16 protein-coding genes are annotated in these 16,340 nt (G+C 65.8%); 6 read left to right on the top strand and 10 right to left on the bottom strand.

Annotated elements, in window-relative coordinates:
- Positions 1–11 precede the first annotated feature (11 nt).
- The 6 genes from ACEN9G_RS16615 to ACEN9G_RS16590 form a co-directional block, all read right to left on the bottom strand.
- The gene (locus ACEN9G_RS16615; protein ID WP_413344305.1) at positions 12–1,697 is read right to left on the bottom strand and encodes a two-component system sensor histidine kinase NtrB; all 1,686 of its coding nucleotides are present in this window, start codon (positions 1,695–1,697) and stop codon (positions 12–14) included.
- Between the two features lie 8 nt (positions 1,698–1,705).
- Complete coding sequence (locus tag ACEN9G_RS16610) at positions 1,706–2,011, bottom strand: PP0621 family protein (RefSeq protein WP_413344304.1); 306 nt, start codon at positions 2,009–2,011, stop codon at positions 1,706–1,708.
- Positions 2,008–2,811: a cytochrome C assembly family protein gene (locus ACEN9G_RS16605; RefSeq protein WP_056124239.1), complete on the bottom strand. Its 804-nt coding sequence runs from the start codon at positions 2,809–2,811 to the stop codon at positions 2,008–2,010. Before ACEN9G_RS16605 ends, ACEN9G_RS16610 begins: the two co-directional genes overlap by 4 nt.
- A gap of 172 nt (positions 2,812–2,983) precedes the next feature.
- Positions 2,984–3,778, bottom strand: a complete 795-nt coding sequence (locus ACEN9G_RS16600) for an ABC transporter ATP-binding protein (protein WP_483126766.1) — start codon at positions 3,776–3,778, stop codon at positions 2,984–2,986.
- A 1-nt stretch (position 3,779) separates the two neighbouring features.
- On the bottom strand, positions 3,780–4,616 hold the full coding sequence (locus ACEN9G_RS16595; RefSeq protein ID WP_413344022.1) for an ABC transporter permease: 837 nt from the start codon (positions 4,614–4,616) through the stop codon (positions 3,780–3,782).
- 23 nt (positions 4,617–4,639) lie between these two features.
- A complete protein-coding gene (locus ACEN9G_RS16590) occupies positions 4,640–5,614 on the bottom strand; it encodes an ABC transporter substrate-binding protein (protein ID WP_413344020.1) in 975 nt (324 codons plus the stop codon).
- Positions 5,615–5,867: 253 nt separating this feature from the next.
- Between ACEN9G_RS16590 and ffh the strand changes: the two genes are divergently transcribed.
- The 3 genes from ffh to ACEN9G_RS16575 all read left to right on the top strand — a co-directional run bounded on the left by ffh (position 5,868) and on the right by ACEN9G_RS16575 (position 8,848).
- Complete coding sequence (gene ffh / locus ACEN9G_RS16585; RefSeq protein ID WP_413344018.1) at positions 5,868–7,235, top strand: signal recognition particle protein; 1,368 nt, start codon at positions 5,868–5,870, stop codon at positions 7,233–7,235.
- A gap of 234 nt (positions 7,236–7,469) precedes the next feature.
- A complete protein-coding gene (locus ACEN9G_RS16580; protein ID WP_160409423.1) occupies positions 7,470–7,874 on the top strand; it encodes an SWIB/MDM2 domain-containing protein in 405 nt (134 codons plus the stop codon).
- A gap of 80 nt (positions 7,875–7,954) precedes the next feature.
- Positions 7,955–8,848 carry a LysR substrate-binding domain-containing protein gene (locus tag ACEN9G_RS16575; RefSeq protein WP_483126765.1) on the top strand — a complete coding sequence of 298 codons (894 nt, stop codon included), beginning with the start codon at positions 7,955–7,957 and terminating at the stop codon, positions 8,846–8,848.
- An 11-nt stretch (positions 8,849–8,859) separates the two neighbouring features.
- Here the strand turns inward: ACEN9G_RS16575 and ACEN9G_RS16570 are convergent, their stop codons facing one another.
- Both ACEN9G_RS16570 and ACEN9G_RS16565 read right to left on the bottom strand, forming a co-directional pair.
- Entirely contained in the window at positions 8,860–9,510 is a 651-nt protein-coding gene (locus ACEN9G_RS16570; RefSeq protein ID WP_105376415.1) for a lytic transglycosylase domain-containing protein, read from the bottom strand.
- Entirely contained in the window at positions 9,510–11,243 is a 1,734-nt protein-coding gene (locus ACEN9G_RS16565; RefSeq protein ID WP_413339206.1) for a proline--tRNA ligase, read from the bottom strand. Before ACEN9G_RS16565 ends, ACEN9G_RS16570 begins: the two co-directional genes overlap by 1 nt.
- Before the next feature lie 209 nt (positions 11,244–11,452).
- Between ACEN9G_RS16565 and ACEN9G_RS16560 the strand changes: the two genes are divergently transcribed.
- The 3 genes from ACEN9G_RS16560 (at position 11,453) to ACEN9G_RS16550 (ending at position 14,317) form a co-directional block, all read left to right on the top strand.
- Positions 11,453–12,142, top strand: a complete 690-nt coding sequence (locus ACEN9G_RS16560; RefSeq protein ID WP_413339204.1) for an RNA pyrophosphohydrolase — start codon at positions 11,453–11,455, stop codon at positions 12,140–12,142.
- A gap of 134 nt (positions 12,143–12,276) precedes the next feature.
- Positions 12,277–13,821, top strand: a complete 1,545-nt coding sequence (locus ACEN9G_RS16555; RefSeq protein ID WP_483126764.1) for an aspartyl protease family protein — start codon at positions 12,277–12,279, stop codon at positions 13,819–13,821.
- A 70-nt stretch (positions 13,822–13,891) separates the two neighbouring features.
- Positions 13,892–14,317: a DUF1841 family protein gene (locus ACEN9G_RS16550; RefSeq protein WP_036238314.1), complete on the top strand. Its 426-nt coding sequence runs from the start codon at positions 13,892–13,894 to the stop codon at positions 14,315–14,317.
- 60 nt (positions 14,318–14,377) lie between these two features.
- Here the strand turns inward: ACEN9G_RS16550 and ACEN9G_RS16545 are convergent, their stop codons facing one another.
- The gene (locus ACEN9G_RS16545) at positions 14,378–15,883 is read right to left on the bottom strand and encodes a SulP family inorganic anion transporter (protein WP_413339200.1); all 1,506 of its coding nucleotides are present in this window, start codon (positions 15,881–15,883) and stop codon (positions 14,378–14,380) included.
- Positions 15,884–15,977: 94 nt separating this feature from the next.
- Positions 15,978–16,334, bottom strand: a complete 357-nt coding sequence (locus tag ACEN9G_RS16540; RefSeq protein WP_413339198.1) for a c-type cytochrome — start codon at positions 16,332–16,334, stop codon at positions 15,978–15,980.
- Positions 16,335–16,340 lie beyond the last annotated feature (6 nt).

Genomic DNA, 16,340 nt, shown 5'->3' with positions numbered 1-16,340 from the left:
TTTCCGTGACATTAGATAGTTGCACCGAACGTGATCACGAAGCGGCCGCTGGCCTCGCCCGTGCCGCCGGCGCCCGCGCCGGGCCGCACGTCCTCGGTGCGGTATTCGTAGTCGAGCATCGCGCCGTTGTTCAGGCACAGCTCGCGCGCCAGGTACAGGCCGAGGCCCGTGCCCTTGCTCGACGTCGTGTAGAACGGTTCGAACAAATGCGCCCGCACTTCCGGCGTAATGCCCGGACCGTCGTCCTGCACGTGCAATTCCATACGGCCCGTCGCGTCGGGCACGGGGACCACGCGGATGCTGGCCGGCTTGCCGCTCGCGTAGCGGATCGCATTGCCGAGCAGGTTCACGAGCACTTCGCGCAGATGCAGTCCGTCGAAACGCACGGACCGGCCGCCCGCATCGCCCACCCACACTATATCACCGGCCATGCCGTGCATTTCCGTGAACTCGGCGCGCAGCTCGGGCAGGAAGTCGTCCAGCGCGACGGGCGTGCCGTTCGGCTGCACCTTGCGCGACAGTTTCAGGATGTCCTCGACCATGCGGTTCACGCGCGCCACGTTGTCGTTCACGATGCGCAGCAGGCGCGTTTCCGCCGGACCGTGCAGGTCTTCCGCCAGCAGCGACGTCGCGTGGCCGATCGCCGACAGCGGATTCCGCACCTCGTGCGCGATGCTGGCCGTCAGGCGTCCCATCGATGCGAGCTTGAGTTGCTGCGCCTGGTTTTCGATGGCGCTCACGTCCTGCAGGAACACGAGGCTGCGTTCGGCCGTGCCCTGCGGCGTGTCCACGCGCGCGAAGCGCAGCTTCAGGTGCACCGGCTGGTCGAGGCGGCCGCGCACCGGGCCGTCCGTCTCGTGCCAGCGCTTGACGGTGACGAAGCCGCCGGTCGCCGACGCGTCCATGCAGCGGCCGACCCAGTCCGCGAAACGCTGCGCCACGGGTTCCAGCGCCGCCAGGTCGGTCAATCGAAACGTGTTGCCGTCCTCGCCCGGCTGCGTCTCCAGCCCGAGCATGCGGCGCGCCGCCGGATTGCCGCCGAAGACGGTGCCGTCGCTCCCCAGCACGAGGATGCCGTCGTCCACGTCGTCGACGACGATGCGGTAGATCGCCTGCTGGATGCGCAGGTCGGCGCCGTGCCGCGCGGCCAGCTCTTCCTGCTTGATGAGGCGCGCGGCCAGGCGGTTCACCACCAGCACCACCGCGAAGAACGCGGCGCCGGTGAGCCCGGCCTGGGTCAGCGGCGGGTCGTCCGCGCGCATGAAGATCCCCCAGGTGCTCTCGCCCAGCACGAACAGCGTGGCCAGCGCGGCCGAGAACAGGGCCAGCACCAGCGGCGCGAGGATCGCGGCGCCCGCGAGCGGGAACAGGTACAGCAGCGCGAGGCCGCTGCGCATGCCGCCGGCGGCGAGGTACAGCAGCGAGATCGCGACGATGTCGACGAGGACCTGGGCCGACAACTGCCACAGGAAGCGCCGCCGCCAGCGCTGGGCGACGACCGCGAACATCAGCGCGGCCAGCACGTAGGCGATGCACGTCTCGGCATACGCGGTGCCGTCGACGCGGCCGCGCCGCACGTCGATCGACAGGTACAGCAGCAGCACGAACGCGATCACGATGCGCGTGACCGTGAGCGTTTGCAGCGAGCGCCAGAACGTCGAGCGCGACTCGGCGGAAAGGGAAAGCCGGCTCGCCATGCGGCGGCTTACCGGGCCTGCTGGTGCGCCTCGCGCGCGTGCGCCGTGCCGCAATAGTCGCGGCCATCGGCCCGCACGGCTTCCGACGCCGGGAAATAGATGCCGCAATGGGCGCAGCACAGCATCGTCTCGGACTGGTCCTCGACGCGGCTCCACGCCTTGGCCTTTGCTTCGCCGCCGGCGGACGCCGGTGCCGGCCCGGAGGCCGGATTTACGGCGGGGCCTTGTGCGCGCGTCATCGCGGCGCGCAGTTTGCTGCGGATGGCGGCCACCACGAGGATGACGAGCGCAATCCAGAAAAGCAGTCGCGTCATACGAACCCCCGGTGCAGAACGACTTCGAAAACGAACCGGCTGCCGACGTAAGCCAGCGCCAGCGTGGCGAATCCCGCCAGCGTGAAGCGCAGCGCGGTCTTGCCGCGCCAGCCGCGCCAGCGGCGTCCGGCCAGCAGCGCGGCGAACAGCACCCACGACAGCAGCGCGAAAAAGTTCTTGTGATCCCAACGCAGCGCGCGGCCGAACAGCTGTTCGGAAAACACGATGCCCGACAGGACGGTCAAACTGAGCAGGACGAAACCGATGCCGATCATGCGGAACAGCAGCCGCTCCATCGTCAGCAGCGCCGGCAGCTGGTCGAGCGCGCCGGTAAACCAGCCCTTCTTTGCGCTCTTCGTGTGCAGACGCGCCTCCTGCAGCGCCATCAGCACGGCGTGGAACGCGGCGATCGTGAGCGTGCTGTACGCGGACACGGCAACCGCGACGTGCCAGCCGAACGCGGGCGACTGGTCCTGCACGGGCATCAGGTTGCCGGGGAACAGCGGCGGCAGGATCGCCGCGACGGCCGCGCACGGCATGACCATGCGGCGCATGCCGTCCAGCGCGAAATTGCGGTTTTCGATCCAGTAGGCGGCGACGGAAATCCACAGCGCGGCCGACAGCATGAAGGCGAAGCCGACCCGTAAGGTGCCGTTCGACACGATATCCGGCCACAGCGCGGCACCGTGCACGGCCCAGGCTACGGCGGTCACGGCCGAAATGGCCGAGCCCTGCCGCGACGGCAGCAGGGCACATACCGCGTACAGGATTGCCGCGGCGATGAATAGGGTAAGTTGCATACGCGCGAGTCTACACCATCCGGAAAGGGCAAGGTTAGGTTGTCAGAAGAGTAAGCGCAGTCGCACGTCATTCCCGCGAAGGCGGGAATCCATTCTGAATTCGCTCTGCGTTAACGCGCACAGTGCAACTTCGGAAACTCAGTATGGGTTCCCGCTTCCGGGAACGACGGGGTTAGTCGACGGCCGCGGCCTTGATTTCCGCATCGTGGTGCCGCTGCTGCTCCTCCATCACCATCAGCCCCAGTTCGCGCTTGAGCGCATTGAACTCGGGCGCCGCCGGATCGCGCAGGCGCGGCAGGTCGACGAGGATGTCGCGCTTGATCGTGCCCGGCCGGTACGTCATCACGACGATGCGGTCGGCCAGGTAGATCGCTTCCTCGATGCTGTGCGTGACGAAGATGACCGTCTTCTTCAACTCGGCCCACAGGCGCAGCAGCTCGTCCTGCAGGTTGCGCCGCGTGAGGGCGTCGAGCGCGCCGAACGGTTCGTCCATCAGCAGGATCGGCGAATCCAGCGCCAGCACGCGCGCGATCGCCACGCGCTGGCGCATGCCGCCGGACAGGTCCTTCGGATAGCGCTTCGCGAAATCCTCCAGCGACAGCAGTTTCAGGAGCTCGCCCACGCGCGCCGCGACCTGCGCGCGCGCCATGCCCTTGATCTCCAGGCCGAAGCCGACGTTCTGCTCCACCGTCATCCACGGGAACAGCGCATATTCCTGGAACACCATGCCCCGCTCCGGCCCGGGGCCGGCGACCGGCACGCCGTCGGCCAGCACGCGGCCGGCCGTCGGCGGCGCGAAGCCGGCGACGGCGTTCAGCAGGGTCGACTTGCCGCAGCCGGAAGGCCCCAGCAGGCAGACGAACTGGCCGTGAGGGATCTCGAGACTGATGTCCTGCAGGGCGACCATGCGGCGGCCGTCGCCGTCGAATACTTTACTGACGCTGTCGATCACGATATGCGCGGTCATCTCAATGCTCCAGGCCGCGGTGCCAGCGCAGCAGATGGTTGTTCAGCTTGTTCATGCCGACGTCGATGGCGAGGCCGAGCAGGCCGATCGTGATCATGCCGGCGATGATCTTGTCCGACCAGAAGTACTCGCGCGCCTCCGAGATGCGGAAACCGAGCCCGTTGTTCACGGCGATCATCTCGGCCACGATCACGACGATGAACGCCGTGCCGATGCCGATGCGCATGCCGGTCAGGATGTACGGCACGGCCGCCGGCAGGATCACGCGCAGGAACATCGTCGGCCCGCTCGCGCCCAGGTTGCGCGCCGCGCGCAAATAGATGCCGTCGACCTGGCGCACGCCCGCGATGGTATTCATCAGCACGGGGAAGAAGGCGCCCAGCGCGATCAGGAAGAAGGCCGGCGGGTTGCCGAGGCCGAACCACAGCATCGACATCGGGATGTAGGCGATCGGCGGAATGGGGCGCAGCAGCTGGAACAACGGATTCAGCCAGGCATGCGCGATGCGGCTCGCGCCCATGGCGAGGCCGATCGGCAGCGCCAGCGCGGCGCCGACGAGGAAGCCGACGATCACGCGGTACATGCTGCCGATGGCGTCGGTGATCAATTCGCCGGACACCATCCACGCCAGCTTTCCCCCGCCGCCGTTGACTTCGCGCCAGGTGGCGAAGTCCTGCAGCGGCAGCAGGTACGCGATCCACTTCCGCCAGACCTGCAGCGGGGACGGCAGGACGTGCTCGTTGACCCATCCCATGCTGGCCACCCACTGCCAGATCGCGATCGCGACGACCGGCACGACCAGGCCGATCGCGATGTCCTGCCACCTGCGCTTCACCATCTCCGCTCCTTGCGTGGTTTGGTTTACTTGATGTTCAGGCTCTTCTTCGCCTCATCCAGCAAATCGGTCTTGACCCAGTCCTTCGCCACCGGCGGCTTCGCCATCCGGCCGACACCCGTCTTGACCATGATGTCGGTCGTGGTCTGGATGTGCTCCGGCGTGATGTCGTAGGTATAGGGCGAATTGCTGATCGCGTCGTCGAAGTCGTCCTTCGTGATCTGGCCCTTGAACACGACTTCGCGCACGTATTTCTCGGCCAGCGCGCGGTCGCGGATGAAGGCGCTCGTGGCCATGACGAAGCAGCGCATGAATTTCTCCGCCACGGGGCGCTTCGTGTTGTAGAACTTTTCCGTCATCACCATCGTCCGCACCGGTTCGCCGATCGGCGTGTCGTACGGTTTCAGGACCTCGACGCCGAAGCCCTTGTTGATCGCCTGCGACGACTGGGGTTCGGACTGCATCATGGCGTCGATGTTCTTGCCCAGCAGCGCCTGGTTGAGGTCGGCGTACGCCAGGTAGACGATCTGCACGTCCTTGCCGGGCGCCGGGTCGGCGCTGAGGCCGGCCTTGTGCAACTCGGCCATCAGGAGCACTTCCTGGATGCCGCCGCGCGTCACGCCCACCTTCTTGCCCTTCAGGTCCTTCACGGCCTTGACGTTGGCATCCGCGCGCGCGACGAGCCGGGCGCCGCCTTTCGCGAAGCCGGCCACGACGTAGATCGGGGCACCGCCGGCGCGGCCCGAGATCGCGGCCTCGGACGCCGTCGTGCCGACGTCGAGTTCACCTGCGATGATGGCCTGCATCACGTCCAGGCCCTTCGCGAAGATGCGTTCCTCGACCTTGATCCCGCACTTGGGCGCGATCTCCTTGATGTATGACACCGCGCCGTAGTGCGCGAACTTGAGGTTGCCGAGGCGGACCACGTCCTGCGCCTGGGCGCCGCTCGCGGCCAGCAGCGCGGCGATGGCGAGGGTCTTGCCGAACACGTGTGCTTTCATTGCCTGTCTCTCCGATTGGGGGTGAAACTTTTATTGGAATGAACTGCGTGACGCCTCAGGAACATAAACTCGAAGCAATACATTGTCAAACCATCCAATCAGGTTTTACCAAGAATCAAATCGCCAGGTTGACTGGACGCGTTGCGAATGGCTGAATTGGGGTCTTGACGAGGGAAAACGCGCCCCGACATGGGGTAAAATGGCGGATTGCGCGCCGCCGCCACTTATATATATCAGTACAGAAGGTAGAACGATGCTGGATAACCTGACACAACGCCTTGCCAAGGTCGTCAAGACGATGCGTGGCGAGGCCCGCCTCACGGAGGCGAACACCGCAGAAATGCTGCGCGAAGTGCGCCTGGCCCTGCTCGAGGCCGACGTCGCGCTGCCGGCCGTGCGCGAATTCATCGCCAAAGTGAAGGAAAAGGCGCTGGGCGAGGAAGTCATCGGCTCGCTGTCGCCGGGCCAGGCCCTCGTCGGCGTCGTGCAGAAGGAACTGGGCGCGCTGATGGGCGCCGACCTCGGTCCGGACGCCTCGCAGCTGTCGTTCGCGCAGCAGCCGCCGGCCGTGATCCTGATGGCCGGCCTGCAGGGTGTCGGTAAAACGACCACCACCGGCAAGCTCGCGAAGTACCTCAAGGAAGAGAAGAAGAAAAAGGTCCTGACCGTCTCCGCCGACGTCTACCGCCCCGCCGCAATCGCGCAGCTGGAATCGGTGACGAAGCAGGTCGGCGCCGACTTCTTCCCGTCCACCGCCAGCGACAAGCCGGTCGACATCGCGAAGAACGCGATCGACTGGGCGAAGAAGCACTATCACGACGTCGTCATCATCGACACGGCCGGCCGCCTGGCCATCGACGAGGCGATGATGCAGGAGATCGCCGCCGTGCACGCGGCCGCGAATCCGATCGAGACGCTGTTCGTCGTCGACGCCATGGTCGGCCAGGATGCGATCAACACCGCGAAAGCCTTCAACGACGCGCTGCCGCTGACCGGCGTGATCCTGACGAAGCTCGACGGCGACTCGCGCGGGGGCGCGGCACTGTCCGTGCGCCACGTGACGGGCAAGCCGATCAAGTTCGCCGGCGTCTCGGAAAAGCTGGACGGCCTGGAAGCGTTCGATCCGGCCCGCATGGCCAACCGCGTGCTGGGCATGGGCGACATCCTCGCGCTGGTCGAGGAAGCGCGCAAGGGCGTGGACATGAAGGCCGCGGCCGACATGGCCAACAAGATCAAGTCGGGCGGCAAGTTCGACATGAACGACTTCCGCGCCCAGCTCGCGCAGATGAAGAAGATGGGCGGCATGGCCGGCCTGCTCGACAAGCTGCCGGCCCAGTTCCAGCAGGCCGCGAACGGTGCCAACATGGACCAGGCCGAGAAACAGGTGCGCCGCATGTGCGGCATCATCGACTCGATGACGCCGGCGGAACGCGCCAAGCCGGAACTGATCAAGGCCAACCGCAAGCGCCGCATCGCGGCCGGAGCCGGCGTGCAGGTGCAGGAAGTGAACCGCATGCTGACCCAGTACGAGCAGATGAACACGATGATGAAGAAGCTCAAGGGCGGCGGCCTGATGAAGATGATGCGCGGGATGAAGGGCATGATGCCCGGTATGCGCTGATCCTTGATCCATCTCTAAAAAGCCGTGCGCGACCACCGTCCCGCACGGCTTTTTTGTGCTTGGGACGTCCGTTTTTTCGCTCTAGAGAGGCCCGGGTAACACAACGGGCTATTTTAGGGCTTGTAAGAGTGAAAAAATTTCGAAAAAGACTTGCACGAACACTAAAACCCTACCAATATAAGCCGGGTGCGCTCAAGCGCAAATTTCCATGTGTTCCGTTTAGGAGGCTCGAAGATGGCAACAGCCAAAAAAACCACCGCAGCGCCCGCTAAAAAAGCCGCTGCCAAGCCTGCTGCGGCGGCGAAGCCGGCAGCGAAAAAGGCAGCAGCTCCTGCCAAAGCAGCAGCACCGAAAGCAACCGCCGCAGCAAAGAAGCCTGCCGCGGCACGCAAGCCCAACGCCGCTTTCATGAAAGAGATGACCCCATCGGCAACGCTGGCCGCCGTCGTCGGCGCGAAACCGCTGCCGCGCACGGAAGTGACCAAGAAGGTCTGGGACTACATCAAGGCGCAAAACCTGCAGGACGCGGCCAACCGCCGCATGATCAACGCCGACGACAAGCTGAAAGCCGTCTTCGGTGGCAAGGCGCAGGTGTCGATGTTCGAAATGACCAAGCTGATCTCGGATCACCTCAAATAAGAACATCTGGCTGGCTGCCCCATGGCCCCATACGAAAAGCCCCGGCGAGCCGGGGCTTTTTGTTTTACATGAGCTCCGACATGAGATTCGACCTGACCGACCTGCAGCTGTTCCTGCACGTGCTGGATGCCGGCAGCATCACGGCCGGCAGCCGGCGCGCGCACCTGGCGCTGGCGTCCGCGAGCGAACGCATCCAGCACATGGAAGAGACGCTGGGCGTACCCCTGCTCGTGCGCGGGCGGCGCGGCGTGCAGCCGACGGCCGCGGGCCTCGCCCTGCAGCGCCACGCGCGTCTCGTGTTCCAGCAACTGGCGCGCCTGCGCGCGGAACTGGGCGAGCATGCGGCGGGCCTCAAGGGCCAGATCCGGCTGCTGTGCAATACGGCGGCGCTGTCGGAGTACCTGCCGGAGCGGCTGGCCGGTTTCATGGCACGCCATCCGGACGTCGACATCGACCTGGAAGAACGCACCTCCAGCGACATCGCGCGCGCGGTGCGCGAAGGCGGCGCGGACCTCGGCATCGTGGCCGACACGGTCGACCTGTCCGGCCTCGAGACCTTCCCGTTCTGCACCGACCGCATCGTCGCGGTCGCGCAGCCGGCCATGGCGCGCACGCTCGTCACGCAGGAGGGGCAAGCAGTGACGTTCGCGCGGCTCGTCGATTTCGACCACGTCACGCTGACGGGCGACAGCGCCCTGTTCCGCTATCTGACGCAGCTGGCCGAACGCGCGGGCCGCACCTTGCGCGCGCGCGTGCGCCTGCGCAGCTTCGACGCCGTGTGCCGGATGGTGGAGAGCGGGGTCGGGATCGGCCTGGTGTCCGAACCGGCCGCGCGGCGCTGCGCGCGCACGATGGACCTCGCCGTGCTGGAGCTGGCCGATGCGTGGGCGGTGCGCCAGCTGTCGCTGTGCATGCGCAGCTTCGAGGGGTTGCCGCGCCACGCGCAGCAGCTGGTCGAGGAGATTCGGGCGTAGGCTGAGAAAAATCAGCGGCTGGACACCATCACGTCCTGCTTGAACTCCCAGTTCTTCCACGCCGCCAGCACCGCATTCGGATACTCGGGCTTGCCGCGGCTGCCGTTGTAGCGGCCGAGGGCGAGGTACAGGTTGCCCCCTTCCATGTCGATGTACATGCGCAGGATCGAGCAGCCATAGCGCAAATTCGTCTGCATGTCGAACAGCGCGCGGCGGTTCGAATCGCCGATCACCTTCGTCCAGAACGGCATCACCTGCATGTAGCCGCGCGCGCCGACCATCGACACGGCGTACTTGCGGTACGCCGATTCGACCTGGATCAGGCCCAGCACGAGCCCCGGATCGAGGCCCGCGCGCGTCGCTTCGTACCACGCGATTTCGAGGAATTCCGTGCGCGTCTGGTCGTCCGGCAGGCGGCGCTTGAGGCGCGCCGACATCGCGTCGAACCATTGTTGATAGCGCACGCGCGCGACCTCGTCGCGGAAGGCCGGCTTGGGCGGCCGGCCGTCGCGGATGGCATTTTCGAGCGCCAGCCGGACCGAATCGGCGAGCGCTTCTTCCTTCTGGTTGCCAGCCTGCGCCGCGCCGCTGCTCATCAGTGCAGCGGCGAGCAAGACCGGGCCGAGCCGGGCTGCTGCCCGGACTATCAACCGTCGTGCCATCACTTGCCCAGCTTGCCCTTGATGAAGCCGACCATGTCCGCAGCCGGGACGGCGGTCGCGTCAAGCTCGCGGCGGCCCTGGTATTCCAGGTTGCCTTCCTTGAGGCCGCGCTCGCCGATCACGACGCGGTGCGGCACGCCGACCAGTTCCCAGTCGGCGAACATGGCGCCCGGACGCAAGCCGCGGTCGTCGACGATGACGTCCACGCCGGCCGCCTGCAGCTCGGCATACAGGCGATCGGTCTCAAGCTTCACCAGATCGCTGCGGTCATAGCCCATCGGGCACAGCACCAGTTCGAACGGCGCGATGGCGTCCGGCCAGATGATGCCCTTGTCGTCGAAGTTCTGTTCGATGGCGGCGCCCAGGATGCGGGTCACGCCGATGCCGTAGCAACCCATCTGCATCGGGGCCGGCTGGCCCTTCTCGTCCAGGTAGACGCAGTTCATCGCGGCGGAGTACGCGGTACCCAGCTGGAACACGTGGCCCACTTCGATGCCGCGCTCGATCGCGAGCGTGCCCTTACCGTCCGGCGACGCATCGCCTTCGACGACGTTGCGCAGGTCGGCGACGAGCGGTTCGGCCACGTCGCGGCCCCAGTTGGCGCCGGTCAGGTGGTATTCGGCTTCGTTCGCGCCGCACACGAAATCGGCCATGTTGGCGACGGTGCGGTCGGCCACGATGTTGACCGGCTGCTTCGTACCGACGGGGCCGAGGTAGCCCGGCACGGTGCCGTAGGCTTCCTGGATCTCGGCTTCGCTGGCGAAGCGGAAGTCCTTCAGGCCCGGCACTTTCGTGACCTTGACTTCGTTCAGTTCATGGTCGCCGCGCAGCAGCAGCAGCCAGTTTTCCCTGACCTGCCTGCCGTCGACGTCCTTCTCGACCGTCAGCGCGATCGATTTCACGGTCTGGTCCAGGCCGATGCCGAGCAGTTTCGCAACGTCTTCGCACTTGGTCGTCTTCGGCGTGGAAACCTTCGTCAGCGGCTGCGTCGCGGCGCCGCGCTGGGCGATCAGCGGCAGCGCCTCGGCCGCTTCCATGTTGGCCGCGAAGTCCGAGTTCGGGCAGTAGACCAGCGCGTCCTCGCCGGTGCTGGCGATGACGTGGAATTCGTGCGAGCCCGTGCCGCCGATGGCGCCGTTGTCGGCCGCCACCGCGCGGAACTTCAGGCCGAAGCGGTTGAAGATGCTGACGTAGGCGTTGAACATCGTCTCGTAGGACTTCTGCATGCCTTCGACGTCACGGTCGAAGGAATAGGCGTCCTTCATCGTGAACTCGCGGCCGCGCATCAGGCCGAAGCGGGGACGGCGCTCGTCGCGGAACTTGGTCTGGATGTGATAAAAGTTCAACGGCAGCTGGCGGTACGACTTGACTTCGGTGCGCACGACGTCGGTCACGACTTCTTCCGACGTCGGCTGCAGCGCGAAGTCGCGGCCGTGGCGATCCTTGAGGCGCAGCAGTTCCGGTCCCATCTTGTCCCAGCGGCCCGTCTCCTGCCACAGCTCGGCCGGCTGCACCAGCGGCATCAGGAGTTCGATCGCGCCCGCCTTGTTCATCTCTTCGCGGATGATGCCCTCGACCTTGCGAATGACACGCAGGCCCAGCGGCATGTACGTGTAGATGCCGGAGCCGAGTCGCTTGATCATCCCGGCGCGCATCATCAGTTTATGGCTGACGATCTCGGCGTCGGAGGGCGCTTCTTTGAGCGTTGAAATAAAAAATCGTGAGGCGCGCATATCGGTGAATTCTTTTTAAAAAGAGAGGGTTATAATCGACCTAATTTTAAAGGATTAGCTGGCTGATGCATCCAATCTTTATACAAATGGATCCGAAACACGTGGTGCATGCTGTTGTTCCTGTGCAGGTTGCGCGACAGACGTATCTGGATTGCTAGGTAAAAACGTAAGTAAGAGGGATCAGCCGGCAGAAAGTTTCGAGGTGAATTATGCTCGATCGTGAAGGGTTTCGCCCCAACGTCGGCATCATCCTGCTGAACGCCAACAACGAAGTGTGGTGGGGCAAGCGGGTGCGTGAGCATTCTTGGCAATTTCCGCAAGGGGGTATCAAATACGGCGAGACGCCGGAACAGGCGATGTACCGCGAGCTCGAGGAAGAAATCGGCCTGCGTCAGGAGCACGTCAAGATCGTGGGCCGGACCCGCGACTGGCTGCGCTATGAAGTGCCCGATCACTTCATCAAGCGCGAAGTGCGCGGTCACTACCGCGGCCAGAAGCAGATCTGGTTCCTGCTGCGCATGGTGGCACGCGACAACGACGTCAACCTGCGCCTGACCGACCATCCCGAGTTCGATGCCTGGCGCTGGCACGATTACTGGGTCCCGCTGGACGTGGTCATCGAATTCAAGCGCGACGTGTACCAGCGCGCCTTGCAGGAACTGTCGCGTTTCATCACGTGGCCCGCGAACGGCGAACGCCGCCACAGCTCGCGCTACCTGCGCCAGCCGCACGAGCGGCGCGCCCAGGGGGGCAATGGCAACGGCAATGGCGGTAACAAGGCCGTGGCGAGTGGCGCCAATGCCAGCAAGGCGGTGGCGGCAGCCAGCAAGGCCATCGCCGACGCGGCCGGCAGCTCCAAGATGGTGTTGGCGCAACAGGGTGTGACAAGGAAGGAATGACCTGCGGGAACGATCTGCGCAAGTAGCCCGGAAGCAACACAACAAAGGCACAGCAGCCGTGCAAGCGGTTGCCTTTGCCTTTTTTACATTTTGGTAATGTAATTTTTGCAAAATTGCGAAGTAGAATCATCGCCATGATGATGCCGACTTTGCCGATTTTCCGTGCCCTGCCCCTCGTGCTGGCCGCGCTGTGCTCGTCCGCACGTGTCCACGCCGAGGACACCCCGCCCAAATGCACTTACGTGGAAGTGGCCAGCCTGCCCATCCGCTACGTCGGCCAGGGCCTGGCGCCCGCGGTCGACGGCACGATCAACGACACCCCGGCCACGATGCTGATCGACACCGGCTCCGACCAGACCCACATGACGATGAACGCCGCGACCCGGCGCGACCTGAACCTGTCCATGACGGGGCGTTACGTGGAAGGCCTCGGGGGCCTCTCGCGCCTGTACGGGGTGCGGCTGAAGGATTTCGCCATCGGTCCGGCGCACGCCGGCCGCCGTCCCGAACTGACCGTGATCGGCAGCACCACGTTCACACCGAGCTTCGACGCCATCGTCGGCGCCCCGTTCCTGCTGCAGACCGACCTGGAACTCGACCTGCGCGCAAAGCGGATGAAATTCTACCGACCGCTCGAATGCCGCAAGACGGAGCTGCTCCTGTGGAAGGAAGACACCGTCGTGCTGCCGTTCGGGCGCAACTTCAGCCGCAGCCCGAATCCGCATTTCACGGTCGTCGTGAACGGCAAGGAGATGGACGCGCTGATCGACTCCGGCGCGCACCGCAGCTTCATGATGCTGGACGCCGCCAAAAAGGCCGGCATCGACGTCAATGGCCCGGGCGCGGTCCGCATGGGCGACGCCGGCGGGATCGGCTCCGACCGCGCGCCGCACTGGATCGCGCCGGTCAAGAGCATGCAGATCGGCCAGGAGACCATCAGCAACGTCGAACTGGGCGTCATCGATTCGCAGGGCTCGCGCACGGCCGACGTGTACCTCGGCCAGGACTTCCTGCGCACCCACCGCGTGCTGTTCGCGATGAGCCAGGAAAAACTGTACATCGCCTACCTGGGCGGCGACGTGTTCACGCGCGGCACGGGACTGGAACCCTGGATGCGCGCCGAGGCCGACGCCGGCAATGCGGACGCCCAGTACGCGCTGGCCCAGATCTACAACACCGGCCGCGGCGTACCCCGTGATCCGCTCCAGGCCGGCGTCTGGCTCGACATGGCAGCTACTGGGGGCCAACCGAACGCCAGCCTGCTGCGCGGCCGCCGGCAGATGCTGGCCGGGCAGCTGGACACGGCGATCCCGCAACTGCGCCATGCGCTCGACCTGCTGCCGGCCGACCGTCTCGGCCCGCTGTGGCTGTACATCGCCCGCGTGCGCCACGGCGAGGCGGACCTGGCGAAGACCGAACTGGAAGCGGCACTGAAACAGCAGAAGGAAGACGACTGGCCCGCGCCGATCGCCGACTTCTACCTCGGCAAGACCAACGCGGCGCGCCTGCTGGAAGAAGCCGGCAAGGACGCGAAGCTCGCGCATGCGCGCACGTGCATGGCCCAGACGTACATGGCGGAGTGGCATGCCGCGCGCGGCGACGCGGCCGAAGCGAGTGCGCTCAAGGACACGCTGCGTGCGAACTGCACGCCCGCGGCCGCACGCAAGCCGGCACCGTGACCGCGCCGGCAGGGTGTGCGCCATCGCGCTACAATGACGCTCTTCCTCCTGGTTTTCCGACGGTTCCCCCATGTTCACCCCCTCCTCCAACGACGTCCGCCGCTTCTTTTGCGAAGCCTTGCGCAAGCGCCGCGCCGGCGAGATCCTGACCCCGATGGACGCCATCGCCGCCGACTGGATCGAACAGCATCCCGAATACCACGACGAGCTGACGGATGCCGATGCGGCGGTGGCGCGCGACTATTCCGTCGAAGGCGGCAAGCCGAATCCGTTCCTGCACCTGTCGATGCATCTGTCGATCACGGAACAGGTGTCGATCGACCAGCCGCGCGGCATCCGCGCCGCCTACGAGGCGCTGGCCGCGCGCGTGGGCGAGCACGAGGCGCACCACGGCATCATGGAGTGTCTCGGCGAGATGATCTGGTCGGCGCAGCGCCACGGTACGCAGCCGGATACCGACGCATACGTGGAGTGCGTGCGCAAGCGCGTGCGCTAAAAAACCTCTCACGAGCATCGCAGGCCGGCAGCGCAACGCGCAGCAGCTCGGGAGACGTTTTTAATCGAGTTTGTCGTCGGCGACCCGATAGCGCGGGTCTTCCGGCAGGTTCACCTCGATCATGTCCTTCGCGCGCTCGAGCAGCGCGCGGCAGTCCGGACTCAGGTGGCGCAGATGCAGGCGCTTGCCGAGGGCGCGGTAGCGTTCCGCCAGGCCGTCGATGGCCTGGATCGCCGAGTGGTCCGCCACACGCGCGCGGCGGAACTCGACGACGACGTCCTGCGGGTCGTCCTTCGGCGTGAACAGCGCCTGGAAGCCGGCCACCGACGCGAAGAACAGCGTTCCCTCCAGCTCATAGACTTTCCAGCCGTGCGCGTCCTGCGCGGTCGCGACGCGGATCTGCTTCGCGTGCTGCCAAGCGAACACCAGCGCCGACACGACCACGCCCACCAGCACGGCGGTCGCCAGGTTGAAGACGAGCGTCACGCCCGCCACCAGCACGATCACGAGCGCATCGGCGCGCGGCACCTTGCCGAACAGGCGGAACGTGCCCCACTCGAACGTCTTTTCGCACACGACGAACATCACGCCGATCAGCGCGGCCAGCGGAATCTGCTCGATCACGCTCGCGCCGAACAGGATGAACGACAGCAGGAACAGCGACGCGCAGATGCCCGACAGGCGGCCGCGCGCGCCGTTGCCCACGTTGATCATGCTCTGGCCGATCATCGCGCAGCCGCCCATGCCGCCGAAGAAGCCGGTGACGACGTTGGCCACGCCCTGCGCGAGGCTTTCGCGGTTCGGCTGGCCGCGGGTGTCCGTGATCTCATCGATCAGCGTGAGCGTCAACAGCGTCTCGATCAGGCCCACGCCCGCCAGCACGAGCGAGTAGGGGAACACGATCTTCAGGGTCTGCAGGTCGAACGGCACGTCCGGCACGCGGAACGCCGGCAGGCCGCCCGCGATGGAGCCGAGGTCGCCCACGGTCTTCGTCTCGATGCCCGTGAAGTGCGCGAGCAGCGCGACGGCGAGGATGCCGACCAGCGTTGCCGGCACGGCCTTCGTGAGGCGCGGCGTGACGTAGATGATCGCCATCGTCAGCGCGACGAGGCCCAGCATCGTCCACAGCTGCGGCCCCGCCATCCAGCCGCCACCCGTCTTGAAGTGTTCGAACTGCGCGACGAAGATCACGATGGCCAGGCCGTTGACGAAGCCCAGCATCACGGGATGGGGCACCATGCGGATGAATTTGCCGAGCCGCGCGGCCGCGAACAGCATTTGCAGCACGCCCATCAGCACGATGGCGGCGAACAGGTATTGCGCGCCGTGCTGGACGACCAGCGCGACCATGACGACGGCCAGCGCGCCGGCCGCGCCGGAAATCATGCCGGGCCGGCCGCCGAACGCGGAGGTGATGAAGGAGACCAGCACGGCGGCATACAGGCCGGTCAGCGGCGACACGTGGGCCACGAGGGCGAAGGCGATGGCCTCGGGAACCAGCGCCAGCGCGACCGTCAGGCCGCTCAATACATTGGTCTTGATGTGGGAGGGGGATACGTCGGACAAGGCGGGCTCCAAAAAACAAATCCCTCCGGCCGGCACGCGGCAGGAGGGATTCCGGACAATCCGGATGGGCCGTTATTGTAACGGCCCGTGCGGATCAGCGCTTCGTGACGAGCGCCGCAGGCAGACTTTCCAGGTAGGCAGCGATGTCGGCCATGTCGCGATCCGACAGCGGCTGGGCCATGCCGGCCATGATCGGGTTGTTGCGACCGTTGGCGGCTTTGGTGCCGCGCTTGTACGCGGTCAGCGCATGCACGAGGTAGTCGGCATGCTGGCCGGCCAGCTTCGGATAGCTGGGATCGATCGGGGTCTTGTAGTCGGCGCCGTGGCAGGACGCACAGTTGTATTTTTTCGCCAGTTCGGCGCCGTTGGCGGCATTGCCCGAAGCCAGCGCCTGGCCGGACAGGGCCAGCGAGGCGGCGCCCAGGGTCAGCGCGACGATCAGTTTATTCATGGCGCG

The organism is Massilia sp. Masssp94 (genome assembly GCF_059491305.1).
Note: the sequence above shows the minus strand (reverse complement) of the source record. Positions and strands in the feature narration are given on the sequence as shown.